Below are 23,072 nucleotides of genomic sequence, written 5' to 3'. Positions count from 1 at the left end.
GATAGCTCACTCCCAATCCCTATTCAGCATTTAGCGTGCCACGCCGCGAACAAAATTTAACTGGATGATTGGAAAGCCTATTTTTTGTGTAAATAGGAGTTTTTCCTGAATTTATGGTGGTTGATATCAGCCAGATTGGTTGTTGTTTGAATGCTGTGAACCGGCATTTCTTTGTTGCTAGCTTAAGTCTGTTGCAAAAAACGATGAATGGTCGTTAGCAGTTTTTTGTATTCACCCCGCTTAATGAGCTCGCTTTGCGCCAGCATATTGAGTAAGGACGATTGCTGTTGTTGCACATTCAGTTCGTGAATAAAATCGCTTGTAAAACCTAGGTTGCTGGCCAGGTAGCACAGATTAAACATATCACAACATTCGCCATACAGGCTGCCAAGCAGTATGCTTTTGGCATACCGGCTCGAGAGCGGCTGTTGCTGCTGCACAAATGGCAGGTGCGCGCGTTGATCATCAATCAGCAACAAGCGATAATCAGCTAACTTTTGTGCGACCAGTGCTTGTGATGTGTCTATGGTCTGTGCTTCGAATAATGTCGATGTGTCACACCATAGCGCAGAGATAGGGTAGTTGATGCAGTACTTTTCAACTTGCTCAATAAAGCCGTGTGCCTGGCCATCTGCAATGGCAGGCAGGCGCAGTACCTGTATGCCATATCTTTCCAGACTTCTTTCCAGTTCTGCGCTTGCGCGATGGTCTAATAGCAGGCATCCATCAGCCAGGCTCAGGTGATGCATCAAGGCTGTTTGCAGCACCGGCCAGGTACCGCAGGTGATATGGTCAGGCGACACCAGGTAGCGTCTTTCGTGTGCGAGCAGGTTGGCCAGCATATGCTTGAGGTTAAATAAGCCGGTCACATCATAGTCATGCGGTCGTAGCTTGTGCATATGTAAAGCTACGCGGCGAATGTGGTGCGCCGTCGTTTTCTGGATTAACTGGTAAATACTGCTGGTGGCATTATCATGCTCTGGGCGTGCAGGCATCGATGCACGAGGACGTGGTGGGCCAGGCGTTTCAGAACGTGGCGTCTGCGAAACAAAGGTGCCGCGTTTGGGCTGGGTATAAATCAGCCCTTGTGCAGAAAGCTCTTCATATACCCGTGAAACCGTTTTGCGATTGATGCCCAAACGTTGCGCGATATCGCGCGAGCTGGGCAGGGCACTGCCGCCTAGCCATGCACCGCCTTCTATCATGGCGCGGAAATGTTCTATAAGTTGCTGGTGGATGGAATGCGGGGAAGCTTTGTCCAATACCAGTGAGTAATGCCAGGGTCTCAGCACAGTCAGTGTCTACCTTCATAATCAAGTAAAAAGGCACCGCCATTCACATTGGACGGCACCATTACCTGAAGGGCACACTAGGACATGGCCTTCGATAGCAAAATGATACAAAAAAAAAGCAATTCTATAAAGTTTTCGGAAAAATTCCTTATCTGGCCCATGAATAAAACCCAAAACTGGCTGGCTGTTTCGGGGGGCTATTTATATTACAGTTACAAGCGCTTAATCAAGTGACATCTATCCTTCACGGGATAAGTAACAGCTCTGGAAATCCTAGTGCCAGTGGCAATTTTAAGCACAGCGCAATTTTTAATTGCAATTTGTGATGGATCCTTTTGGGATTTTTCTTCCGGAGATATAACTATGATCAAAATGAAAACTGCTTTTGGTATTGCAGCCAGCGTCGCGCTTGCTTTGCCAGCAATGGCCTATGCTGCTGCTGACCAGGAAGCTGCAATGAAAGACTCAAACAACTGGGCACATCCACGTGGTCAGCACAATAACCAGGGTTATAGCGCACTGGCACAAATCAACAAAGGCAATATCAAAAACCTGAAAATGGCCTGGACATTCGCAACCGGTGTTAACCGTGGTCACGAAGGTTCTCCAATTGTGGTTGGCAACATGATGTACATCGTGACTGCTTTCCCTAACAACGTATACGCCCTGGATCTGAACGATAACCAGAAAATCGTTTGGTCCTATTTCCCTAAACAAGACCCAAGCGTGCAAGCCGTCCTGTGCTGTGACAACGTGACACGTGGCCTGGGTTTCGGCGATGGCAAGATCTACCTGCAACAAAACGATGGCTTGCTGGTAGCGCTGGATGCTAAAGACGGCAAAAAAGTCTGGGAAGTGAAAAACACTGATCCAAAAGTGGGTGCAACAAACACTAACGCGCCACACGTGATCAAAGACAAAGTATTGACCGGTTGCTCAGGTGCTGAGTTCGGTGTACGTTGCTTTATCGCTGCATACAATGCAAAAGATGGTTCTTTGGCATGGAAAGCCTACTCAACAGGCCCAGACGCTGAAACATTGCATGACGCAAATACCAACAAAGACAATCCTTTGTACAACGCTTTGTCAGTTTACCAAGACGTGAACGGTGGTAACAAAGAGGGCGGTTCTTTCAAACGCCTGTCTGCTGACCAGATCAAAGGTGGCGAAAAAGAATTGGGTACACGTACCTGGTTGAAACCACAAGCGATCAAAGACGGCTGGCAACATGGTGGCGGTTCCGTATGGGGCTGGTGGCCATATGATGCACGTACCAACCTGGTTTACTACGGTGCTGGTAACCCATCCGTATGGAACCCGGATGTGCGTCCAGGCGACAACAAATGGTCTATGACTGTGACTGCACGTGATCTGGACACCGGCGTAGCTAAATGGGCGATGCAAATGACACCACACGATGAGTGGGACTACGATGGCGTGAACGAAGTCATCCTGTTCGACAAAGGTGGCAAAACTTACGCCTGGCACCATGATCGTAACGGCTTTGCTTACACCTGGAATGCAGGCACTGGTTCTTTGATTGCGGCTGAAAAAGTACATCCATTTGTGAACTGGGCCAACAACGTTGACCTGAAAACAGGCGTGCCTGACAAACTGGCTGCAGCTTCTACACACCAGGACTACAATGCTAAGGGTATTTGCCCGGCTGCTTTGGGGACTAAAGACCAACAACCTGCTGCTTACTCACCAAAAACAGGCTTGATGTATTCTCCACTGAACCACGTATGTATGACATACGAGCCAGTTGAGTCTAAATACGTGGCTGGTCAACCATGGGTTGGTGCTACTTTGACTATGTTTGCTGGTCCAGACGGCGTGATGGGTGGTTTTGCTGCTTATGACCCAATGACCAACAAAAAAGTCTGGTACAACAAAGAGAAATTCTCTGCTTGGAGTGGCGCGTTGACGACTGCTTCGAATATCGTGTTCTACGGTACCTTGGATCGCTGGTTCAAAGCGGTTGACGCACAAACAGGTAAAGAGCTGTGGAAGTTCCAGGTTGGTTCTGGTGCGATTGGTAACGCCTTCACCTATGGCAACAAAGGTAAGCAATACGTCGGTATCTTGTCTGGTATCGGTGGTTGGGCTGGTGTTGCGATGAACTTGGGCATGACCACTGACACAGACGCACTGGGTGCTGCTGGTGGTTACAAAGAGTTGACTAAGTACAACGCTGCGCCTGGCGGCGGTGCACTGAATGTGTTCGCTCTGTAATTTCTCGACCTAAGTCACACGTAGCAATACGTATGCTGAAAATACCCTGCTTAGGCAGGGTATTTTTTTGCTTTTAGTTTAAAGGCGGGTGGTTTTAACCGTAGATTTGCACGGTGTTTTCCGTACGGATTTGCTGGAAAATCTGCAAGCGCTCTGGCGCAATCTGGCCGTTTTTAAAGGCTTCTAAGATGGCGCACTCTGGTTCATGTGTATGCGTGCAATTGTTGAATTTGCAATGGCCAATCAAGGGCCTGAACTCAACAAACGCATATTCCAGGTCTGCCTCTTCGATGTGGTAGAGGCCAAACTCCTGTAAGCCAGGGGAATCAATAATGGCGCTATCGCTGTCCAGGTGATACAAATGCGTCGCCGTGGTGGTGTGTTTGCCGCTATCGAGGGTGGCACTGATTTCCTGTGTTTTACTACGTGCCTCAGGTAACAGGCTGTTAATAATAGTGGATTTTCCCATGCCAGACTGGCCGACCAGCACGCTGGTGTGACCGCTCAGTAAAGGTTTTAGGCTGTCTACAGACTCTTTGGCATTGAGTTGCAAGGTGTGATAACCCAGCGCCGCATATTGCGCCAGCTTTTGCATCGCTTGCGGGTTAGGTAAATCACATTTGTTGAGGATAATCACCGCGCGTATGCCTGCGGCTTCAGCCGCGACCAGGCAACGATTCAGCAGGTCTTCATAAAAGCTGGGCTGGGTTGCCAGCACAATCAGGATTTGCGTGACGTTAGCCGCCAGGATTTTGCTTTTGAACGCATTGCTGCGATAGAGCAGGGTGTTGCGTTCTGCGGTTTTTTCGATCACCCCTTCCTTATCGGCCGTTAAGGTGACTGTGACCCTGTCGCCTGCTGCGTTATCAACTTTTTTGCCACGGGTGACGCAACTCAGAATGCGGCCATCTGGCAATTCAACGTTATAGCGCTTGCCATAGGCAGCGACGATAAGACCTTCTTGGAACATGCTAGAAATGATAGTAGGAGTGATTTAAGTACTGTACCACTTGCTGCTCTTCATCATCAAACCATTTCAGGTTGAGCATGGTATTGCAGTTGGTGACTTGGGCTTTCAGGCCATTCAGCGAGCGTACTTTTCGGTAGTCGCGGGTATAAATGCCGCTGCCATCGCCGCCATAACTGCTGGCGTGACAATTGATGCAATGCGTGTCGACCAGTTTTTGTCCTGCTTGCAGCGTGTTATCCGCCGCGCTTGCGCTGAAGCTTGCAAGCGCCGGGATAAAGCTGATCAGCAGGAGGTATTTCATGCGTAGGTTTGCAGTTTGGCAATGCGCAGGCTGGCAGGTGGGTGCGAGTCGTAAAACGCTGAATGTAATGGATCAGGCGTCAGTGTTGAGGCATTGTCACGATAGAGCTTGACCAGTGCATCAATCAAGAACTGTGGCCTGGATTGCTGTGCCGCATAGTGGTCGGCTTCAAATTCATTGGTGCGTGAGTAGGCGGCTAATACTGGACGCAGAATAAACATGAATACCGGTGATATCAGCACAAACAACAGCAAAGCCATATGATTGCTGGCGTCTGCCACGCCCAGGCCGGTAAAAAACCACTCTTGTTTGATCAGGTAACCCAGCAGAGCCAAGCCCAGCAGGCTCAGACCAAACATCATGACGATACGTTTGATGACATGCTGATGCTTGAAGTGGCCCAGTTCATGCGCCAATACGGCTTCAATTTCGTCGGCGCTGAGTTTCTCCAGCAGGGTATCAAAAAATACCACGCGCTTGTTTTTGCCAAAACCGGTAAAGTAGGCGTTACCGTGGCCAGAACGTGTGGAACCGTCCATGACAAACAGGCCTTGGCTGGCAAAGCCGCATTTTTGCAACAATGCTTCAATACGGGCTTTCAGGGATTGATCTTGCATGGGCGTAAACTTGTTAAACAAGGGTGCGATCCAGATCGGGTACACGGCCAGCATAAACAGGTTAAAGGCGCTCCAGATCAGCCACAGGTAGAGCCACCACCAGTCGCCAGCCCCTTGCATCAGCCACAGGGCGATGAAGAGGATGGGGCCACCAAGCAGCAGGCCAACAATCGTATGTTTTACCAGGTCACCAAAAAACATGCCACGCGACATTTTGTTAAAGCCGAATTTTTCATCCACGTTAAACGTCTGGATGTAATCAAATGGCAGGGTAGCCGCGCCAGAAATCAGCATCGCAGAACAAATCACCAATGCGCCGCGAATAATGTCGTGCGCAGGCAACCATTGTTGCCAGGCCTGGTCTAGCACCTGCAAGACCCCACCCAATGTCAAGGCCAAGAGAATCACCGCTTCGATCACGGTTTCGTTCAAACGCAGCTTGACCTTGGCCGTGGTGTAATCGGCGGCGCGTTGATGTGCTTCCAGGCTAATGGTCTGGCTAAACGCGGCAGGGACCTGCTGGCGGTGTTGCTGGATATGACGCACATGGCGCAAGCCCAGCCAGACACGGATAGCGAGGCTGACGATAATCACGGCGACAAAAATTTGAGTAAAGAGTGCGGACATAGCAAAGGGTGATTTGTAAGTGGTGACAGTTAGCTATTTTGATGGATTTAACTCCACCTTGTTCACTGAACTGAATATAATGTTTCATTTTAATGGAAATCATGACGAGAGGCACTCAATTGGCAAGTAATCAGGACAATTTAATCTGGCTGGATATGGAAATGAGTGGTTTGCTGCCTGACACTGACCGCATTCTCGAATTGGCCGCCGTCGTCACCGATGCGCAATTGAATGTGATTGCAGAATCCCCCGTGCTGGTGGTACATCAATCGGATGCCGTGCTGGATGGCATGGACGCCTGGAACAAAGGCACACACGGCCGCAGTGGTCTGATTGATAAGGTCAAGGCATCTACCTTGGATGAAGAGGCCGCGACGGATGCCATGCTGGCATTTTTAAAAGAGCATGTACCAGCAGGCAAGTCACCCATGTGTGGTAATTCCATCTGTCAGGACAGGCGTTTTATGGCGCGTTATATGCCACGCCTGGAAGCGTTTTTTCATTACCGTAACCTGGATGTGAGTGTGTTTAAAGAGTTATCCCGCCGTTGGCGTCCAGATATCTATGCTGGCTTTAAAAAGGCGAGTCGTCATGAAGCATTGGCCGATATCTATGAGTCGATTGATGAACTCAAGTATTACCGCGAACACTTTTTGAATATGACACCGCCTGCCAAAGCAGAATAAGGTTTCAAGAAATTCAAGCGAAAAAAAAGACGCCTATTCGGCGTCTTGAGGGAGGAGAAGTTAGCTTTGGAGAAGCTTGATTAGTAATAAGCACCTTCTGTGCCAACTTTCCTTCACTTTTTCGTGAAACTCTGTAAGTAATTGTTTTTAAATATCTAACAAGTCCTGGTATAAATCTAAGTAGTGTTTTGCACTGGTTTCCCAGCTCACATCCTGTTGCATGGCTTGTTTTTGCAGCTGTTTCCACTGACCATTATTGGCATAAATCTGTATCGCTTGCTTTAATGTGACCAAAAGTGTCGATGGATTATTTTCCGCTAGTACCAATCCTGTCATGGTGTCTGGTAGCGTGCCATCCGCGGCGAGCGCTCCCCCTTGCACCGAGTCTGCCAGCCCACCTGTATTGGCGACTACCGGGATAGTGCCATAACGCAGGCCATACATCTGATTCAAACCACATGGTTCAAAACGGGATGGCATGACAAAAATATCCGTCCCGGCCATGATGCGGTGGGACAAAGGTTCGTTATAGCCGATGGTGACGGCAACCTGTCCTGGATATTGCTGCATCAGCGCCAGATATTGCTGCTCGAGCGCAGGTTCACCACTGCCTAAAACGGCCAACTGGCAGCCGCTGGCAAGCAGTTCGTGTGCAATTTCGACCAGTATATCCAGGCCTTTCTGGTGTGTTAACCGGCTGACCACCCCGAGTAATGGGGCATTGGGCAATGGCTGCAATCCCAATTCTGCTTGTAGCGCCTGTTTCACGGCACTTTTGGCTTGCAGTGTGCTGGCATCATAGTTGGCAGGCAGGTAAGGGTCGGTTGCCGGATCCCAGACTTGAGTATCTATGCCATTCAAGATGCCAGTGAGATCGTCTATGCGATGCTGCAATAATCCCTGAAAGCCAAAACCAAATTGTTCGGTTTGAATTTCTTTGGCATAGGTCGGGCTGACAGTGGAGAGGGCTGTGGCGTAATACAGGCCTGCTTTCATAAATGACAGGTGGCCATAAAACTCGTAACCTGCTGGTTGAAAGTCCTGATCGTCCAGGGTGAGACGATGACGCCAGTCCGCATGAAAGTTGCCCTGAAATGCGAGGTTGTGAATACTGAACACAGACTTTGCCATGCTGCCCATTTGTTGCAGGTAGTAGGGCGTCAGGCCGGTTTGCCAATCATTGCAATGCACAATATCGGGTTGCCACGACTGCAGCATGTTAGGCACTGCCAGCATGGCTGCGACTTTGGACAGAAGGCCAAAACGCAGCGGGTTATCCTGCCAGTCGCCATATTGCGGATGATGATAAGGACCACCATAACGGTCATACAAGGCCGGATAATCAATCAGAAGCAGCGGGATACGGGTGCCGGGCAGGGTGGTCTGATAGATGTCACAACGTATGTCATGAAAGGCTTGCAGGCTGCCTAGCCGCTGGGGGGCATCACATTGCGCCAGAATACCGCGGTACGCGGGCAGCAGAATCTGGACATCTACGCCTGTTGTCGCCAGGGCGGCGGGTAAAGCACCACTGACATCTGCCAAGCCTCCTGTTTTGATTAATGGGAAAATTTCTGAGGTAACAAATAGTAAACGCAAGGCAATCTCTTTAAATCAACAGGCGGTGGGAGCTGAATGGTTTAAAACTTATGATACATTGCCTGCTAACGTTTTAGAAGGACAATAAAATGAAATCTTGGTTGATGGTCGGATTAGGTTCGGCATTGGGCGCGTGGGCGCGCTGGGGGCTGTCTGCCTGGTTGAACTCGATAGGCATGATTCCATTAGGCACCCTGATGGCCAATGCGATTGGTGGTTTTTTAATGGGTATTGCGTTGGCTTTATTTCAAACCATGCCGCAACTGTCCCATGAGTGGCGCCTGTTTATTGCCATGGGTTTTTTAGGCGGATTGACTACGTTTTCCACCTTTTCGGCACAAGCGTTTGTCTTGCTGCAAAAGCAAGCCTATATGTGGGTAGGGCTGCATATTTTCACCCATGTGGTCGTCTCAATACTGCTGACCATCATCGGTTATTGGAGCGTGATCCGCTGGCAAGGCGCATAAGCCACTAAGGGATGAAAAAAGAGGGCCGTGAAGCCCTCTTTTTTATGGCAGTGATCTGCGAAGCACGGATTATTTCTGGGTTTCAACCATGACCAGGCTTGGCTCTTCTGCGGCTTTTTCATCTTTCTTCCACTTGGCAGCGTTACGCGGTTTTTTCGCTTTGGCTGCCGTTTCTGCTGGCGCAGCTACAGGCTCAGACTTGGTTTCTACCAATTGAATGCCTGCATCTGTGGCGCCTTCAGTTGTGGTGTTTGCTTTGGTGGTGGTTTTGCGTTTGCGAGCAGGTTTTTTCTGCGGTGCTTCTGTGGCAGCTTCGGTATTCGCAACGGTTGCTGCCGCTGTTTCCACTAACTCAATCGCTGGTGCATCGGCGCTGTCTGCCACGCGTTTGCCACGTGCTTTGCTGGTTTTACCACCACGTGAACGGCTACGCGGTGATTTCTCCGCAACTGCTTCTTCAGCCGCAGCCTCGCCAGTAGTCTCTACTACCTCGGTGTTTGCCGCTGCAGCTTCCGCTTTCACTGCTGGTGTTTTCACTTCAGGTGTTTTTGCTACAGGCTCAGTCGCTGCTGCTTCAGCTTTGGCAACAGGGGCTGCTGGCGTAACGGCTGGTGCCGTTTCAGCGACAACCACTGGTGCGGCTGCAACTGTTTCAGTCGCTACGGCGTTGATTGTTGCTTCAGCATTGGCCTGGTTTGGCGCATCATCACGTTGACGGCGATCACGGCGGCCATGACGGTTGCGACGATTGCCGCGTTCACCACGCTCCTGTTTGTTGTCACCGCTTTGTGAGGTCAATGCCGGTTGATTGGCATCTGCTTTCACTTCCTGAGATTGTTGCTGTTGACGATCCTGTCTTTCTTTCTGGGCTGGTCTGTCTTGTTGCTGACGTTCCTGTTGTTGACGGTCTTGGCGAGGCTTGTGCGCGTTTTCCTGTTGATCTTTCTGCTCTTTAGGTTGGCGCTCACCCGTTGGACGGTCATTGCGGTCCTGTTGGCGCTCGCGCTGACGATCACGCTGGCGGTTGCGATTCTTGTTACGGTCGCGGCCTTGTTCTTTGGTTTCGCGTGCTGGTTTTGCAACTTCTTGCACAGCCTCTTTTTCTTCCAGGCCCAGCCAGGATTTAATCACGCCAAAGAATGATTTTTTCTGCTCAGCCACGGGTGCCGCAGCAGGTTTTTCTTCCACAATTGGTGCAGCAGTCGCTGGCGTAATGCCTTTCACGACGGCTTCAGCCTTGGCTGGCGCAGCGGCTTGTTGCTGACTGTGCTGGTAATCAGACTCGCTAGGCAGGTCTACCATTTTGTAGCTGGCCTGCATGGTGTCTTCATTCACATCATCAAGGCGAATGCGCAGGATGTTGTAGTTAGGGGTTTCCAGGTGGATGTTTGGAATCAACACCACTTCAACGCCAGTGCGTTGCTCGATTTTGTGGATGTCAGCGCGTTTTTCATTCAGCAGGAAAGTCGCCGCTTCCACTGGCAACTGCACTTGAATAATGGCGCTGTTGTCTTTCATGGCTTCTTCTTGCGTGATACGCAGAATGTGCAATGCCGTCGATTCAATGCCGCGGATATGACCCGTGCCGTTACAACGTGGGCAGGTCATGTGGTTGGTTTCGCCCAGGCTTGGGCGCAAACGCTGGCGAGACATTTCAAGCAAGCCAAAACGTGAAATCTTACCCATTTGAACGCGAGCGCGGTCGTGGTGCAGGGCGTCACGCAATGCGTTTTCCACTTCACGCTGGTTGCGCTGGTTTTCCATATCGATAAAGTCGATCACCACCAGGCCACCCAGGTCACGCAAACGCATCTGGCGCGCGACTTCTTCAGCGGCTTCCAGGTTGGTATTGAACGCTGTTTGTTCAATGTCCGCACCTTTGATTGAGCGGCCGGAGTTGACGTCGATAGACACCAGGGCTTCAGTGTGGTCAATCACGATGGCGCCACCAGAAGGCAGGCGTACTTCACGCGCAAAGGCAGATTCGATCTGATGCTCGATCTGGAAGCGTGAGAACAGCGGGATTTCGTCCTGGTACAGTTTGACGCGGGTGACGTTGCCAGGCATGACGTGGTTCATGAACTGCAAGGCTTGTTCGTGCACATCTGCAGTGTCGATCAGGATTTCGCCAATGTCGGCGCTGAAGTAGTCGCGGATTGCACGAATCACCAAGCTGCTTTCCTGGTAGATCAGGTAGGCGCCCGGCTGGAAATTAGAAGCATCTTCAATGGCTTGCCACAATTGCGACAGGTAGTTCAGATCCCATTGCAGCTCTTCTGCGTTACGGCCAATACCGGCTGTACGCGCAATAATGCTCATGCCGTTAGGCACTTCCAGTTGGGCCATGGTGTCACGCAATTCGTTACGCTCTTCACCTTCCACACGGCGGGAAACACCGCCTCCGCGTGGATTGTTTGGCATTAGCACCAGGTAACGGCCAGCCAGTGAGATAAAGGTGGTCAGTGCCGCACCTTTGCTACCGCGTTCGTCTTTGTCTACCTGGACAATGACTTCCTGGCCTTCCTTGATCACGTCCTGGATGCGGGCGCGGCCTTCAGGCTTGTCCTGAAAGTAGCTACGGGCGATTTCCTTAAAAGGCAAAAAGCCGTGTCTGTCAGTACCATAGTCGACAAACGCGGCTTCCAGTGAGGGTTCGATGCGTGTGATTACGCCTTTGTAGATATTGCTTTTGCGCTGTTCTTTGCCAGCGTGTTCAATATCAAGGTCGATGAGTTTTTGTCCATCAACAATCGCAACGCGCAATTCTTCTGATTGCGTTGCGTTAAACAACATTCTTTTCATGTAGAGCTCCTAATCGAAGCCACAGAATAGAGATGAGCGCAGGGCGGGCCGTGGTTGAGAAGTAACCACCAGAACTTAACGAGGGCGTGTGTGCAATGGCTTTTGCGATGCTAGCGACTGGATCCCAGTACAGCATGGCAGGCATCAATATGCACACGTTTGAGTGTCAAAGCGCAGTGTGTGACTGCCCGCTGGATACTCGATTTCTGCAAGGGTGCAGTGAGTGCGTGGCAGGTAGTTTGTCACCTGTATTTTCCATCGCGGTTGACTGCAAAAATAAAACCCTAAACAGAGGGTAATTTCGTTAAAATTCGGGTTTGGCAAACGCCGAGCTCATTTCTTTGTTTATTCTGCGTGAGCTTCGCGTTAAATCATTTCTAATTAATTATCGCTACTTGATGGCGAGCGGTATTCACCAAAATTTTTTTGATTCTGAATGCACTGACTAACCAGGCAAACCGGGCTTTTAAAATCTGGGCCCTGAAAAATCTGGGATTGGATGTCAGCGATGACGATAGCCTGTGTACATGTGACCGCTATCGACTGAAAGAGCGATTATTCAGAATCTCGACAGTATATCTATAAGTCCTGATAAAGCAAAGCACGACCTGCAACTATGAGCTCACAATTTCAATCCTCGTCATTACCACCTGCGGCAACGGCCTCCAGCCTGGCGCCTGAGGGGCGGCCAGCCAGTGATCGTGTCACTTATTTGCAGGTGGATGAGGCCTCGGAAACGCAGCGCGTCGATAACTTTTTAGCCAAGATGCTCAAAGGCGTCCCCAAGAGCCATATCTACCGTATTTTGCGTAGTGGTGAAGTACGCGTGAATAAAAAACGCGTCGACGCTGAATACCGTTTACAACTGGGGGATGAAGTCCGGGTACCGCCTATCCGCATTGCAGAAGCTGCTGCCAAGCCCGCAGTCACGGCGATGAAAGCCAGGCTGGCTGACCAGGTCATTTATGAAGATGATGCCATGCTGGCCCTGAATAAACCGGCAGGCATGGCGGTACATGGCGGTAGTGGTATCAGCCTGGGCGTGATTGAACAGTTACGCCTGGAGCGGCCACAAGCCAAGTTCCTGGAGCTGGTACACAGGCTGGATCGTGAAACCTCAGGCGTATTGATGATTGCAAAAAAACGCTCGGCGCTGACGGCACTGCATGAAGCCATGCGCCATCACCACATGGATAAACGTTACCTGATCTTGGTGCAGGGGCAATGGCAAGAGGCAAAAAAGAAAGTCACGCTGGATTTGCAAAAATACGTGACGGAAAGCGGCGAGCGTCGCGTGCAGGTGGTCGATGAGCCTTTGCTGAATGCAGAACCCGGCGGCCGAAAATCACTCAAAGCAAGTGGCCTGGTTGCCAAGCGGCATGCCGCCAAAGGTAAGTTTGAGGTAGAGACGCAAGTATCTGAAACCTGGTTTTACCTGCAGGAAGTGCTGGGGCAATGCAGCTTTTTGCAAGCCAAGTTAATCACTGGCCGCACCCATCAACTGCGCGTGCAGTTATCGCATTTGGGTTTCCCGATTCTGGGCGATGATAAATATGGTGACTTTGCCTTGAACAAACTGCTTAGCAAGCAAGGCTTAAAGCGGATGTTTTTGCATTCCAGTGAAACACGTATTGCACACCCGTTAACTGGCGAGCCTTTGCATCTGGTGGCTCCATTACCGGCAGAATTAGAGCAGTTTTTGCAACAACAGCGTCAACTTAAGCCGGTAAAGTAAGCGCTGGCGATAGACGGCAAAGTGATTAGTGTTGCCCGTAAAGCATATTAGGAAAATAATTCAGTGAAACAGTTTGATTTAGTGGTCTGGGATTGGGACGGCACCATTGCTGACTCTACCGGCATGATTACGCAGGCTTTGATTAAAGCGGCTGAGCAGGCCGGACTGCCTGACTTGAGTGAAGAGCGTGCCCGTAGCATCATTGGCCTCGGTTTGCGGGAGTCGATCGAGGTATTGTATGGCGATATCCCCGAATTTCAGGCGCAGGCGTTAGCAAACAACTACCAGCGCCTTTATTACGCCAACGAAAACAACATCTTATTATTTGCCGGTATTGCTGACACTATTGCCACCTTAGACCGTAAAGGTTGCAAGCAAGCGGTGGCGACTGGCAAAGGGCGGCGTGGATTAAACACCGCGCTGCAGCAGTCAGGGTTGTCCAAATTTTTTAATGCGACCAAAACCGTGGATGAGTGTTTTTCCAAACCACATCCGCAAATGCTGGATGAGCTCATGGACGAATTGGTGGTCATGCCTGAACGTACACTGATGATAGGCGACTCGCAATATGATATGCAAATGGGTAAAAATGCCGGGGTCATCACAGCGGCAGTCAGTTATGGTTCGCAAACAGCCAGCCATTTACAGCAGTATTCGCCAGATTACCTGTTTCACGATGTGGCAACATTAAGTGCCTGGCTGCTGGAACAAGCATGAGTGAGACCGCGTTAACGTTTAACAGCGATGCGTTGCTGGAAAAGGGCGATGGCCTGCGTTTTGCCATGCCGGTACTGGGGCCGCATGCCACCGGTTTTCTTGTGCGTTTTGAAGGCAAGGCCTATGCCTATGTCAATCGCTGTGCCCATGTGCCGGTTGAGCTAGACTGGGAACATGGCAAGTTTTTCAATATGACCCAGGAGTGGATTATTTGTGCCACGCATGGGGCGATGTATGCGCCACAAACCGGGCACTGCGTGGTGGGTCCTTGCCAGGGCAAGCGTTTATCTGCCATCCCGGTGACAGAAGAAGCGGGTGTGATTACCGTGCACCTGGATCAATTCTAGGGTGTTTCCGGGATGAAAAATAGAATCCTGGTAAGCCGCTAAAAGTTGTTAGAATAGCTAAAATTTATTGACGAAAGTTGAGTTATGCAAGAAGAAAATCAGCAGTCATCCGACCCGAAACAAGTGCATCAGTCGCCGGACTGGGCCATTCGCACGGTGGAAAAAATTGCGCTGGCCGGGCTGCAAGAGCAAAAATCCGCCAGACGCTGGTCGATATTGTTCAAATCACTGACCTTTATCTACCTGTTTTTCCTGCTCATGACATTTTTGGGCTGGGTGGGGCAAAGCAAAAATGCGTCTACCGCACACACGGCCCTGATTGACCTCTCAGGGGTGATTGAAGCAGGCGGGGCGGTGAATGCCGATGCGGTGATTAGCAGCCTGAATGATGCCTATGATAACAAAGGTACCAAAGGCATTATTTTGCGTATCAATAGCCCGGGCGGCAGCCCAGTACAGGCGGGCATTATTAATGACGAAATTCACCGTCAGCGTAAATTACACCCGGAAATTCCGGTGTATGCGGTGGTTGAAGACATTTGTGCATCTGGTGGTTACTACATTGCCGTCGCCGCTGACAAAATTTTTGTCGATAAAGCCAGTATCGTGGGATCTATCGGTGTGCTCATGGATGGTTATGGGTTTACTGAAGTGATGAAAAAAGTCGGCGTTGAGCGCCGCCTGATGACAGCCGGGTCTAATAAAGGCATGCTGGATCCATTCTCACCGGTGAATCCAAAGCAGCAGGCACTGGCACAAAGCATGCTCGACCAGATTCACCAGCAGTTTATTACCGTGGTGCGTGAAGGCCGGGGCAGTCGCCTGAAAGAAAATGAAGAAACCTTTAGCGGTTTGTTCTGGAACGGCGAAGAAAGTATCAAGTTGGGCCTGGCGGATGCGCAGGGCAGCGCTGAGTATGTCGCGCGTGAGGTGATCAAAGAGTCTGATATTGTCGATTTCACTTATCAGGAAACCGTGGTCGATCGTTTTGCCAAAAAGCTGGGTGCCAGCATGGCGCAGGAGCTGGGCGTGAGTGCCAAAAACCTGTTACCGACACTGCGATAACCTGAGCAATATATTTGAAAGGGACCTCGTGGTCCCTTTTTTATTGCCCGCATTTTAAACATACTATCAGGCTTAACTATATGCTTAAACAACCACTCGTGACGGTTCGCCCCATCGCGTTAGAAGACTATGAAAACTGGTGCCTGTTATATGCCGCGTATGCCGAGTTTTATGTGGTCAGGCAAACATCCGCCATGCGTGACCAGGTCTGGCAATGGCTGCAGCAATCTCCACCCGCGATTTATGCCTTGGTCGCGGAGAGTGCAGAGGGACAGGTATTAGGTTTTTTGCATTACCGCGTATTTGCGCGGCCATTGGCGGCGTCACTGGGAGCTTATGTGGATGATTTGTTTGTCGTGCCTGAAGCCAGGCGGCAAGGGATTGCGCAGCAGTTGATTCAGGCTGTCGCCCAGATTGGGCAGCAAAATAAATGGTCAGTGATCCGCTGGATGACGGCGGAAGATAACCTGCGAGCAAGGGCCTGTTATGACAAACTGGCTGAGCACACGCATTGGCAGACTTATGAAATTAAATTGCCGACATTAAACTGATGCCAGGGTGAGTGAGCAGGGCGGCTGCTCACCACATCGGTCTTATTTTTTAGTTTTATTTTGCTCGTTACGCTGTTTCAGCTTGGCGCGCATCTCGTTTTTGCGACGACGCATGGTGACCAGGCCCTCGCCTTTTTTGCGTTCATCTTCCTGTTTGTCGAACGGGTTTTCGCCTTGGTGATATTGCACACGTAAAGGGGTGCCTACCAGTTGGAAGGCTTTGCGGAAAATGCCTTCGAGGTAGCGGGTGTAGCTGGCTTTGACGCCATCAACATGGTTCCCGTGCACCACCACAATCGGCGGATTGCTGCCGCCCTGGTGGGCATAACGCAGTTTAGGACGGATGCCTTTGCTAATGGGTGGCTGGTGCTGCGTTGTGGCTTCGCCCAGCACGCGTGTCAGCTGAGGGGTTGCCAGTTTAGCCATGGCGGCCTTGAAGGCCACATCTACCGAGCCCAGTAACTCATTCAGGCCTTTTTTGCGCAGCGCTGAAATATAGTGGAACTTGGCAAAGTCGAGAAACTGTAATTTACGGTCGATTTCACGCTTGATCCACTCGCGTTCATCATCCTGCAGGCCATCCCATTTGTTAATGGCAACCACCAGTGCGCGACCGGCATCGACAATGTAAGCTGCGACGTGCGCATCTTGCTCGGTAATGCCATCTTTGGCATCGACCACCAAAATCGCCACATTGGCGTCTTCAATCGCCTGCATGGTTTTGATGACGGAGAATTTTTCAATAGCTTCGAACACCTTGCCGCGCTTGCGTACACCGGCCGTATCAATAATGGTGTATTGCTTGCCGTTCTTTTCAAGCGCGATTTCGATGGAATCGCGTGTGGTGCCGGGCTGGTCAAAAGCAATCACCCGGTCTTCGCCCAGCAAGGCGTTCACCAGCGTTGATTTGCCGACGTTAGGGCGGCCGACAATGGCGATTCTTGGCGTGTCATGATTAACCGGTTCGGCGGCTTCAGGCTCTTTTTCGCTGATAGTTTCCAGTGCCAGTTCGATCAGGTCGCGTACACCTTCACCGTGGGCAGATGAAATAGACAAAGGATCACCCATGCCCAACTCATGGAAGTCTGCACTGACGATGGCTTTGCGCATGCCTTCGGTTTTGTTGACGGCGAGCAGGATAGGGCGCTGTGCCTTACGCAAGGTTTGCGCAATGGTAAATTCTTGTGGTGTCAGGCCTGCGCGTGCATCGACCAAAAAGATAATCACATCGGCTTCGTCGATCGCCAGCAGGGTTTGCTTGGCCATTTCTTTGAGAATGCCGGTGTCTGCTGTTGGCTCAAAGCCGCCGGTATCAATCACCAGGTAGGGCTGGCTTGCGCCCAAGCCGCGGCCATAGTGACGGTCTCTGGTTAATCCAGGCAGGTCAGCCACGAGCGCATCGCGTGACCGGGTCAAGCGATTGAATAAAGTAGATTTGCCGACATTGGGTCGGCCAACAAGTACGATGGTAGGTAGCATTATTTGTATGTGACTGCGTAAAGGTGGCCGTCACGCGATTGCGCAAAGAATTGATTGGCATTGCTGCCCGCAATCAGTGACATAATGGGTTTGGAACCCAACTGCAGGCGGCCAACAAAGCTGCCATCATCCTGGCTAAGTAAGTGGATATACCCTTCGAGATCGCCGACAGCGACCACATTGCTCAATGGCAGTGGGACGGTCAAGTTGCGGTAGCCGAGGTTACCCTGGCGCCAGAAGGTTTTGCCATTGGTGCTGTCCAGTGAGTAGACAGAGCCCATGGTATGGCTTAAATAAACTTTATTATTATCTTCGGTCAGGCCGACATAGCTGGAAATGTCGCGGTTCCATACTACCTGGCCACGCTGGCGGTCCACGGCGGCCACTTTGCCCTGATAAGCGACAACATACACGACCGGCCCATCGACAAACGGCAGGCTGGTGATATCAGCAATACGTTCGATTTCTGTCACGCCTTTGGGCTGGGCGACGGTGGCTTCCCAAACCAGTTTGCCATTGTCAGCACGAATCGCGACCAGTTTGCCGCCTGGAAAACCGGCATAGACGGCGCCGCTATCGACCACAATGCCAGCTTGCGTTTTAAGTGACAGTGAAGGGGTTGCGCGCTCATAGGACCATTTGCGGCGGCCATCAGCGGCGTCAATGCCATAAATGTGGTGGTCGCTGGTGCGGACAATGACCGTGCCATCGTAATAACGTGGCTGACCTTGTACTTCGCTGCTGAGGACGGCACTCCACAGCTTTTTACCGTTAACATTTAACGCAAATAAATGACCTTTGCTGGTGCCGACCAATACCAGGCCGCCACCCAGGCCTGCGCCACTGCTAATGGGCTCACCGAGTTCGGTTTCCCAGATGGTTTTGCCAGTTTCAGCCGACAGTTGCATCACGCTGCCTTCAGCATTGACAGCATAAATCAGGTTGTCTGCCAGCACTGGCGCATAGGTAAAGCGGCCAGGGTTCCCTACATCCACAGACCATTGGATGCGGGTTTCATAAGAGGACTTGATCTCTTCCAGTTCGACAGGCGGATTGGCCGGTTCTGCGCCAAAAATACTTTCACTGATATTGGTTTTAACATCATTGAATGCCGTGCATGCAGACAGCCCGCTGCCAAGCAGGAACAAGGCGACTAGCGTCGCATGTTTAAGGGATTGCGGCTGTTGGCGCAGAGCAGGAAAGAGAGACCTCATTGGCAATTATCCCAAGGCATCCAGCTTTTGCTGGGTCAGGTAAAACAGTTTGCCTTCAGGGTCCAGGCCTTGCAATGCTTTGTTATAAGCGTCTTTGGCTTCTTTCTCTTGCTTGTTGGCAATATAAATATCACCAAGCAATGCGTTTTTAATGCCATCAAAGCCTTTGTCATCAATCGCGGCCAGGGTTTTCTTGGCATCATCCAGTGCGTTACGTTCAATTTGCAAACCGGCAACTTCAACGGCAGCCATGTGTTTGATGGCAGGCTCTTTGGCTTCTGCCATGGCCCAGCGCAATTGCTTTTCGGCGGCTTCAGATTGGTTGGCTTCATGCAATGCACGCGCAGCAAACAGGGCAGCACGGCCAGCATACGGTGTCATGCTGTAATCTGCTTCAATGGCTTCAGCGTCTTTGCTGATCTGTTCGGCCTTTTTGCTATCTACGTCCAGCAATGGGGTGCTGACCAGCGTTTGGTAAGCGGTTGAGGCGGCAGTCGCCTTGCTGTTCATCCAGGATTGGTAACCTTGCCAGCCACCATAAGCCACAGCAGCGGCAATCACCAGGCGGGTGACCAGTTTTCCATTTTTGTTCCACCAGGCTCTAAACTCGTCCAGTTGTTCCTGTTCTTCCAAATCGTATGCCATTGCAATGTTCCTGCGTGTTCTTATTGAATGAGGGTGAGATTAAGCGGTTATAGCGCGTAGCCCATGGCCGGGAATCGCGCTAAGTAACTGTTGTGTATATTTTTGCTGGGGAGCATTATAAATGGTTTCTACGCTTCCTTGCTCAATTACTTTGCCTTTTTGCATCACCAGTACGTCGTCGGCAATGTGCCTGACCACGCGTAAATCGTGGGTGATAAATAAATAACTGAGTCCCATTTCCTGCTGTAGTTGCTTGAGCAAAAGCAATATCTGCGCTTGTACTGACACATCCAGTGCGGACACCGGTTCGTCACAAACCAGCAATTTTGGTTGCAAAATAAGCGCACGGGCAATGCCGATACGCTGGCGTTGCCCGCCGGAAAACTGATGTGGATACTTGCGCGCATCATCCGCCTGCAGGCCAACCTTTTCCAGCATCTGCACGACGCTGTCCTGTTGCTGCTGGGTATTGCCGATGCCATGGATAACCAGGCCTTCCGCAATAATGTCGCCGACCCGCATTCTTGGGTTGAGCGAGGCAAACGGATCCTGAAATACCATTTGGATATGGCGCCGTGCAGTGCGCAGGGCGTTCTTATCCAGCGCTAGAAAGTCCTGGCCGTCAAAAATCACTTCGCCACTATCTAATGGCAGCAAGCGCAAAATGCCGCGTGCCAGCGTGGATTTGCCACTGCCGGATTCCCCAACCACGGCCAGCGTCGTGCCGCGTTTGAGTTGCAGGTTGACATCAGCCAAGGCATGTATGGTATGGCTATTGAGCCCCAGCGTGCCTGTGCGTTGGCTGTAGGTTTTATTGAGGTGGCGTGCTTGCAGCAATATATCAGTCATGGTGACTCCATCAGGCGGGCGCAAGCCAGTCGTAAGTCATGGGCTGTAGCACTTTTTTGCCTTCGGCATCGGGCACACAGGCAAGCAGGGCGCGTGTATAAGGGTGTTGTGGCGATTGCAGTACTTGCGCCACGCTGCCGGATTCGACGATTTCACCGCGAAACATGACGATGACTTCGTCTGCAATGTCGGCGACTACGCCAAAATCATGGGTGATAAACAGCATGGCCATGTGCAGGCGATTTTTCAAATCGTCCAGCAGGCGTAACACCTGCGCCTGTACTGTGACATCCAGGGCCGTTGTGGGCTCGTCTGCAATGAGTAAGGCAGGTTCGCAAGCTATGCTCATGGCAATCATCACGCGCTGGCGCTGGCCGCCAGAGAGCTCGTCGGGATAGCTGTCTGCGCGCGCTGGGTCTATGCCGACTTGTTCCAGTAAGGCGGCGACCTTTTGTTTGAGCGCCTGACCTTTGAGGCCCAAGTGTGTTTGCAACGGTTCGCCGATTTGAAAGCCAATGGTCAGCACCGGGTTGAGTGATGTCATTGGCTCCTGGAAAATCATACCCATTTGTCTGCCGCGCAGGTGCTGCATGGCGGTTTCATTGAGTTGGCTGATGTCCTGGCCCTGAAAGAACACTTGTCCTTGCATACTCAGCTGTGGTGAAAGCAGTTTCATCACACTCAGCGCAGTCAGGCTTTTGCCGCTGCCGGATTCGCCGACGATGCAAGTGGTTTTGCCCCTTTGCAGCGCGAAAGACACCTGCTTGACCAGTGTGCGCTCAGGTGCATGGGCTGGCGAGATGCTGAGTTGGTCGATGCGTAAAATTTCAGTCATTCGATGTTATACACCACGGTGACTACCACACGGGCAATTTTATCCACGGTGGATTTATCGTAAATACCACCGTAGCTGTTGTCGCTGTCTTCACCACCCGTCTCAGGCAAGATATAAAACGCGCCCTGGCTGGCTGATTTCATGACGCCTACCTTGACGCCATCCTGTTTAACAAACTCGGTCGCCCGCGTGCGTGCATTTTTGGTTGCATCTGCAATCAGTGACATTTTGACGGTTTCCAGATTGCTGACCAGGTATTCGGGTGGTTGGGAGGTGACCGGGTGATTATCGGCGCGCAAGGTTAAAATGGCCTGGTTGGCGGCCGCAATTTTCTTGAGGTCTTTGCTGCTGATATGCACGCTTTGATAGCCCTCAAAGCCACGTTGTACCTGGCGTGGGCTGTCGTGGATATATTCTTCTTCGTAATGCGGCCCTAGCGTTTGTACATCCACGGTGCGCATGCTCGAATCCAGGCCTTGCAGGTCTAAAAAATTTGCCAGGACGGCACGCTCACGGTCTATGGCTTGCAGAGTTTCGGCCTGTGTAGGCGCGACCACACCGATATTAATCGTCCATTGCGCGCGATCTGCCTTGACTGGTTTTTCTGCCAGGCCCTTCACGGTGATGGATTGCTGGCTGGAAACGGCATGTTTTGCCTGTACGCCAAGAATAAACGCCGCGGAAGCCATGCCCACTGCCAGAAGCAGGCCTAATGCCGTCATGGCATTAAAAAAGTGTTTTTGCTCTGACATCTGGCCTCCTATGGCATGAAACAATTAACTGGATTGTACGATGTTCAATACCTGATCAAGACTTACTCGTGCTTGTTCGCCTTGTCCCAGCATGGGTTTCAGGCTGAGCTCATTGGCTGCTGCTTCGTCATCGCCTAAAATGGCCGCAAATCTGGCACCGCTGCGATCCGCTTTCTTCATTTGCGATTTGAAGCTGCCACCACCGGCGTGCAGTACCACGTTCAAGCCCATGCTACGCAGACTTTCAGCAACGGTAAAGGCTTTCTGCTCAGCCAGATCGCCAACATTGACCAGGTAGATATCTGCCTGGTTGGCTGCGGTGACGCCATACTCCTGCATCAGTAAAAATACACGTTCCAGGCCAATGCCAAAGCCGCAGGCCGAGGTCGCATTGCCGCCGATGCGCTCTACCAGCGTGTCATAACGGCCACCGCCAGCAATCGTACCCTGGGCACCAAGTTTGGTGGTCACCCATTCAAACACGGTGCGGTTGTAGTAATCAAGCCCACGCACCAGTCGATGGTTAATGGTGTAAGCAATACCAGCCTGGTCGAGCAGGGCGCACAATTTGGCGAAGTGCAGTTTGGAGGTCTCCCCTAGGCAGTCCATCAATTTGGGCGCGGCTTCACACATGGCTTGCATGCGTGGGTTTTTGGTATCCAGAATACGCAAAGGGTTGCTATGCAAACGACGCTTGGCATCTTCATCCAGCAGGTCTGCATGCTGCTCAAAATAGGCAATCAGTGTTTGGCGATATTGTGCGCGTTCGTCCGCATCACCGATGCTGTTTAACTGTAATTCAACGTCGGCGATGCCCAGCGCTTGCCACAAGCGTGCTAATAGCACGATTTGTTCAGCATCGACATCCGGGCCATCAAAGCCAAAAGCCTCGACGCCAATCTGGTGAAACTGGCGCTGGCGGCCTTTTTGCACGTTTTCATGACGGAACATCGGGCCCATGTACCACAGGCGCTGTGGGCCATTGTAGGTCAGGTTATGCTCAACCACGGCGCGAACACAGCCTGCAGTGCCTTCTGGGCGCAGGGTGAGTTTGTCGCCATTGAGTTTGTCTTCCCAAGCATACATTTCTTTTTCAACAATATCGGTATGTTCGCCGACACTGCGCACAAACAGTTCAGTAGGTTCCACCAGTGGCATGCGGATATTGTTGTAACCATACTGGCCCAAAATGCGGCGGGCGGTATCTTCGAGTTTAAACCAGAGAGGAGTGGCTTCCGGCAAAATGTCGTAGAAGCCTTTGATAGATTGAAATTTTTGCGTCATAAA

The 23,072-nt window shown here is 51.2% G+C and carries 21 protein-coding genes; 8 read left to right on the top strand and 13 right to left on the bottom strand.

The features are described 5' to 3' along the window. Positions 1–182: 182 nt before the first annotated feature. Positions 183–1,292 (bottom strand): GntR family transcriptional regulator, encoded by a 1,110-nt coding sequence (locus tag ACIDE9_RS07855; RefSeq protein ID WP_411993994.1) that lies wholly within the window; start codon positions 1,290–1,292, stop codon positions 183–185. Between the two features lie 363 nt (positions 1,293–1,655). Here ACIDE9_RS07855 and ACIDE9_RS07850 point away from each other — a divergent pair, with 363 nt between their 5' ends. Continuing rightward, entirely contained in the window at positions 1,656–3,527 is a 1,872-nt protein-coding gene (locus tag ACIDE9_RS07850) for a PQQ-binding-like beta-propeller repeat protein (protein WP_194753424.1), read from the top strand. Between the two features lie 94 nt (positions 3,528–3,621). Here ACIDE9_RS07850 and rsgA read toward each other — a convergent pair whose 3' ends face one another. The 3 genes from rsgA to ACIDE9_RS07835 are packed head-to-tail and all read right to left on the bottom strand — an operon-like array spanning position 3,622 to position 6,042. Continuing rightward, positions 3,622–4,497, bottom strand: coding sequence for a ribosome small subunit-dependent GTPase A (gene rsgA, locus ACIDE9_RS07845; protein WP_411993993.1), 876 nt, complete (start codon positions 4,495–4,497; stop codon positions 3,622–3,624). Position 4,498: 1 nt separating this feature from the next. After that, the gene (locus ACIDE9_RS07840; RefSeq protein WP_194753426.1) at positions 4,499–4,798 is read right to left on the bottom strand and encodes a c-type cytochrome; all 300 of its coding nucleotides are present in this window, start codon (positions 4,796–4,798) and stop codon (positions 4,499–4,501) included. After that, on the bottom strand, positions 4,795–6,042 hold the full coding sequence (locus ACIDE9_RS07835; protein WP_411993992.1) for a M48 family metallopeptidase: 1,248 nt from the start codon (positions 6,040–6,042) through the stop codon (positions 4,795–4,797). Before ACIDE9_RS07835 ends, ACIDE9_RS07840 begins: the two co-directional genes overlap by 4 nt. Positions 6,043–6,143: 101 nt before the next feature. Between ACIDE9_RS07835 and orn the strand changes: the two genes are divergently transcribed. Continuing rightward, complete coding sequence (gene orn / locus ACIDE9_RS07830; protein WP_019882075.1) at positions 6,144–6,728, top strand: oligoribonuclease; 585 nt, start codon at positions 6,144–6,146, stop codon at positions 6,726–6,728. Between the two features lie 147 nt (positions 6,729–6,875). Here orn and glgA read toward each other — a convergent pair whose 3' ends face one another. Next, complete coding sequence (gene glgA, locus ACIDE9_RS07825) at positions 6,876–8,327, bottom strand: glycogen synthase GlgA (RefSeq protein ID WP_411993990.1); 1,452 nt, start codon at positions 8,325–8,327, stop codon at positions 6,876–6,878. An 89-nt stretch (positions 8,328–8,416) separates the two neighbouring features. Here glgA and crcB point away from each other — a divergent pair, with 89 nt between their 5' ends. After that, the gene (gene crcB / locus ACIDE9_RS07820; protein ID WP_411993989.1) at positions 8,417–8,794 is read left to right on the top strand and encodes a fluoride efflux transporter CrcB; all 378 of its coding nucleotides are present in this window, start codon (positions 8,417–8,419) and stop codon (positions 8,792–8,794) included. A 69-nt stretch (positions 8,795–8,863) separates the two neighbouring features. Here crcB and ACIDE9_RS07815 read toward each other — a convergent pair whose 3' ends face one another. Further along, the gene (locus ACIDE9_RS07815; RefSeq protein ID WP_411993988.1) at positions 8,864–11,596 is read right to left on the bottom strand and encodes an Rne/Rng family ribonuclease; all 2,733 of its coding nucleotides are present in this window, start codon (positions 11,594–11,596) and stop codon (positions 8,864–8,866) included. A 616-nt stretch (positions 11,597–12,212) separates the two neighbouring features. Between ACIDE9_RS07815 and ACIDE9_RS07810 the strand changes: the two genes are divergently transcribed. The 5 genes from ACIDE9_RS07810 (at position 12,213) to ACIDE9_RS07790 (ending at position 16,011) form a co-directional block, all read left to right on the top strand. After that, complete coding sequence (locus ACIDE9_RS07810) at positions 12,213–13,331, top strand: pseudouridine synthase (RefSeq protein WP_411993986.1); 1,119 nt, start codon at positions 12,213–12,215, stop codon at positions 13,329–13,331. A gap of 63 nt (positions 13,332–13,394) precedes the next feature. After that, on the top strand, positions 13,395–14,048 hold the full coding sequence (locus ACIDE9_RS07805) for an HAD family hydrolase (protein WP_194753431.1): 654 nt from the start codon (positions 13,395–13,397) through the stop codon (positions 14,046–14,048). Beyond that, positions 14,045–14,395: a Rieske (2Fe-2S) protein gene (locus ACIDE9_RS07800; RefSeq protein WP_411993983.1), complete on the top strand. Its 351-nt coding sequence runs from the start codon at positions 14,045–14,047 to the stop codon at positions 14,393–14,395. Before ACIDE9_RS07805 ends, ACIDE9_RS07800 begins: the two co-directional genes overlap by 4 nt. 84 nt (positions 14,396–14,479) lie before the next feature. Next, a complete protein-coding gene (locus ACIDE9_RS07795; RefSeq protein WP_411993981.1) occupies positions 14,480–15,460 on the top strand; it encodes a S49 family peptidase in 981 nt (326 codons plus the stop codon). Between the two features lie 80 nt (positions 15,461–15,540). Next, entirely contained in the window at positions 15,541–16,011 is a 471-nt protein-coding gene (locus ACIDE9_RS07790; RefSeq protein WP_411993979.1) for an N-acetyltransferase family protein, read from the top strand. 42 nt (positions 16,012–16,053) lie between these two features. On the opposite strand, the gene der is transcribed toward ACIDE9_RS07790, so the two are convergent. From der to hisS, 7 genes are read right to left on the bottom strand one after another with little or no spacing between them, the layout of a single operon-like run. Beyond that, positions 16,054–17,490, bottom strand: a complete 1,437-nt coding sequence (gene der / locus ACIDE9_RS07785; protein ID WP_194741798.1) for a ribosome biogenesis GTPase Der — start codon at positions 17,488–17,490, stop codon at positions 16,054–16,056. Beyond that, the gene (gene bamB / locus ACIDE9_RS07780) at positions 17,490–18,704 is read right to left on the bottom strand and encodes an outer membrane protein assembly factor BamB (RefSeq protein WP_411993977.1); all 1,215 of its coding nucleotides are present in this window, start codon (positions 18,702–18,704) and stop codon (positions 17,490–17,492) included. The genes der and bamB overlap by 1 nt, the downstream gene beginning before the upstream one ends. Before the next feature lie 6 nt (positions 18,705–18,710). Further along, a complete protein-coding gene (locus ACIDE9_RS07775) occupies positions 18,711–19,349 on the bottom strand; it encodes a YfgM family protein (RefSeq protein ID WP_411993975.1) in 639 nt (212 codons plus the stop codon). Positions 19,350–19,388: 39 nt separating this feature from the next. Beyond that, positions 19,389–20,198, bottom strand: coding sequence for an ATP-binding cassette domain-containing protein (locus ACIDE9_RS07770; protein WP_411993973.1), 810 nt, complete (start codon positions 20,196–20,198; stop codon positions 19,389–19,391). Positions 20,199–20,208: 10 nt separating this feature from the next. Then, the gene (locus ACIDE9_RS07765) at positions 20,209–21,033 is read right to left on the bottom strand and encodes an ATP-binding cassette domain-containing protein (RefSeq protein WP_411993972.1); all 825 of its coding nucleotides are present in this window, start codon (positions 21,031–21,033) and stop codon (positions 20,209–20,211) included. Further along, positions 21,030–21,785: an SIMPL domain-containing protein gene (locus ACIDE9_RS07760; RefSeq protein WP_411993970.1), complete on the bottom strand. Its 756-nt coding sequence runs from the start codon at positions 21,783–21,785 to the stop codon at positions 21,030–21,032. The genes ACIDE9_RS07765 and ACIDE9_RS07760 overlap by 4 nt, the downstream gene beginning before the upstream one ends. 24 nt (positions 21,786–21,809) lie before the next feature. Next, the gene (gene hisS / locus ACIDE9_RS07755; protein ID WP_411993968.1) at positions 21,810–23,069 is read right to left on the bottom strand and encodes a histidine--tRNA ligase; all 1,260 of its coding nucleotides are present in this window, start codon (positions 23,067–23,069) and stop codon (positions 21,810–21,812) included. Positions 23,070–23,072 lie beyond the last annotated feature (3 nt).

This window comes from Methylophilus sp. 'Pure River' (genome assembly GCF_046765995.1).
Taxonomy (GTDB): domain Bacteria; phylum Pseudomonadota; class Gammaproteobacteria; order Burkholderiales; family Methylophilaceae; genus Methylophilus.
The sequence above is the reverse complement of the archived record's forward strand: the minus strand, read 5'-3'. Positions and strand labels throughout refer to the sequence as shown.

Bases quoted from the DNA above. Each gene is read 5' to 3' on its own strand.
- ACIDE9_RS07850 (WP_194753424.1), top strand. From the start codon at position 1,656: ATGATCAAAATGAAAACTGCTTTTGGTATTGCAGCCAGCGTCGCGCTT.
- rsgA (WP_411993993.1), bottom strand. From the start codon at position 4,497: ATGTTCCAAGAAGGTCTTATCGTCGCTGCCTATGGCAAGCGCTATAAC.
- ACIDE9_RS07840 (WP_194753426.1), bottom strand. From the start codon at position 4,798: ATGAAATACCTCCTGCTGATCAGCTTTATCCCGGCGCTTGCAAGCTTC.
- ACIDE9_RS07835 (WP_411993992.1), bottom strand. From the start codon at position 6,042: ATGTCCGCACTCTTTACTCAAATTTTTGTCGCCGTGATTATCGTCAGC.
- orn (WP_019882075.1), top strand. From the start codon at position 6,144: ATGACGAGAGGCACTCAATTGGCAAGTAATCAGGACAATTTAATCTGG.
- crcB (WP_411993989.1), top strand. From the start codon at position 8,417: ATGAAATCTTGGTTGATGGTCGGATTAGGTTCGGCATTGGGCGCGTGG.
- ACIDE9_RS07815 (WP_411993988.1), bottom strand. From the start codon at position 11,596: ATGAAAAGAATGTTGTTTAACGCAACGCAATCAGAAGAATTGCGCGTT.
- ACIDE9_RS07810 (WP_411993986.1), top strand. From the start codon at position 12,213: ATGAGCTCACAATTTCAATCCTCGTCATTACCACCTGCGGCAACGGCC.
- ACIDE9_RS07800 (WP_411993983.1), top strand. From the start codon at position 14,045: ATGAGTGAGACCGCGTTAACGTTTAACAGCGATGCGTTGCTGGAAAAG.
- ACIDE9_RS07795 (WP_411993981.1), top strand. From the start codon at position 14,480: ATGCAAGAAGAAAATCAGCAGTCATCCGACCCGAAACAAGTGCATCAG.
- ACIDE9_RS07790 (WP_411993979.1), top strand. From the start codon at position 15,541: ATGCTTAAACAACCACTCGTGACGGTTCGCCCCATCGCGTTAGAAGAC.
- der (WP_194741798.1), bottom strand. From the start codon at position 17,490: ATGCTACCTACCATCGTACTTGTTGGCCGACCCAATGTCGGCAAATCT.
- bamB (WP_411993977.1), bottom strand. From the start codon at position 18,704: ATGAGGTCTCTCTTTCCTGCTCTGCGCCAACAGCCGCAATCCCTTAAA.
- ACIDE9_RS07775 (WP_411993975.1), bottom strand. From the start codon at position 19,349: ATGGCATACGATTTGGAAGAACAGGAACAACTGGACGAGTTTAGAGCC.
- ACIDE9_RS07770 (WP_411993973.1), bottom strand. From the start codon at position 20,198: ATGACTGATATATTGCTGCAAGCACGCCACCTCAATAAAACCTACAGC.
- ACIDE9_RS07765 (WP_411993972.1), bottom strand. From the start codon at position 21,033: ATGACTGAAATTTTACGCATCGACCAACTCAGCATCTCGCCAGCCCAT.
- ACIDE9_RS07760 (WP_411993970.1), bottom strand. From the start codon at position 21,785: ATGTCAGAGCAAAAACACTTTTTTAATGCCATGACGGCATTAGGCCTG.
- hisS (WP_411993968.1), bottom strand. From the start codon at position 23,069: ATGACGCAAAAATTTCAATCTATCAAAGGCTTCTACGACATTTTGCCG.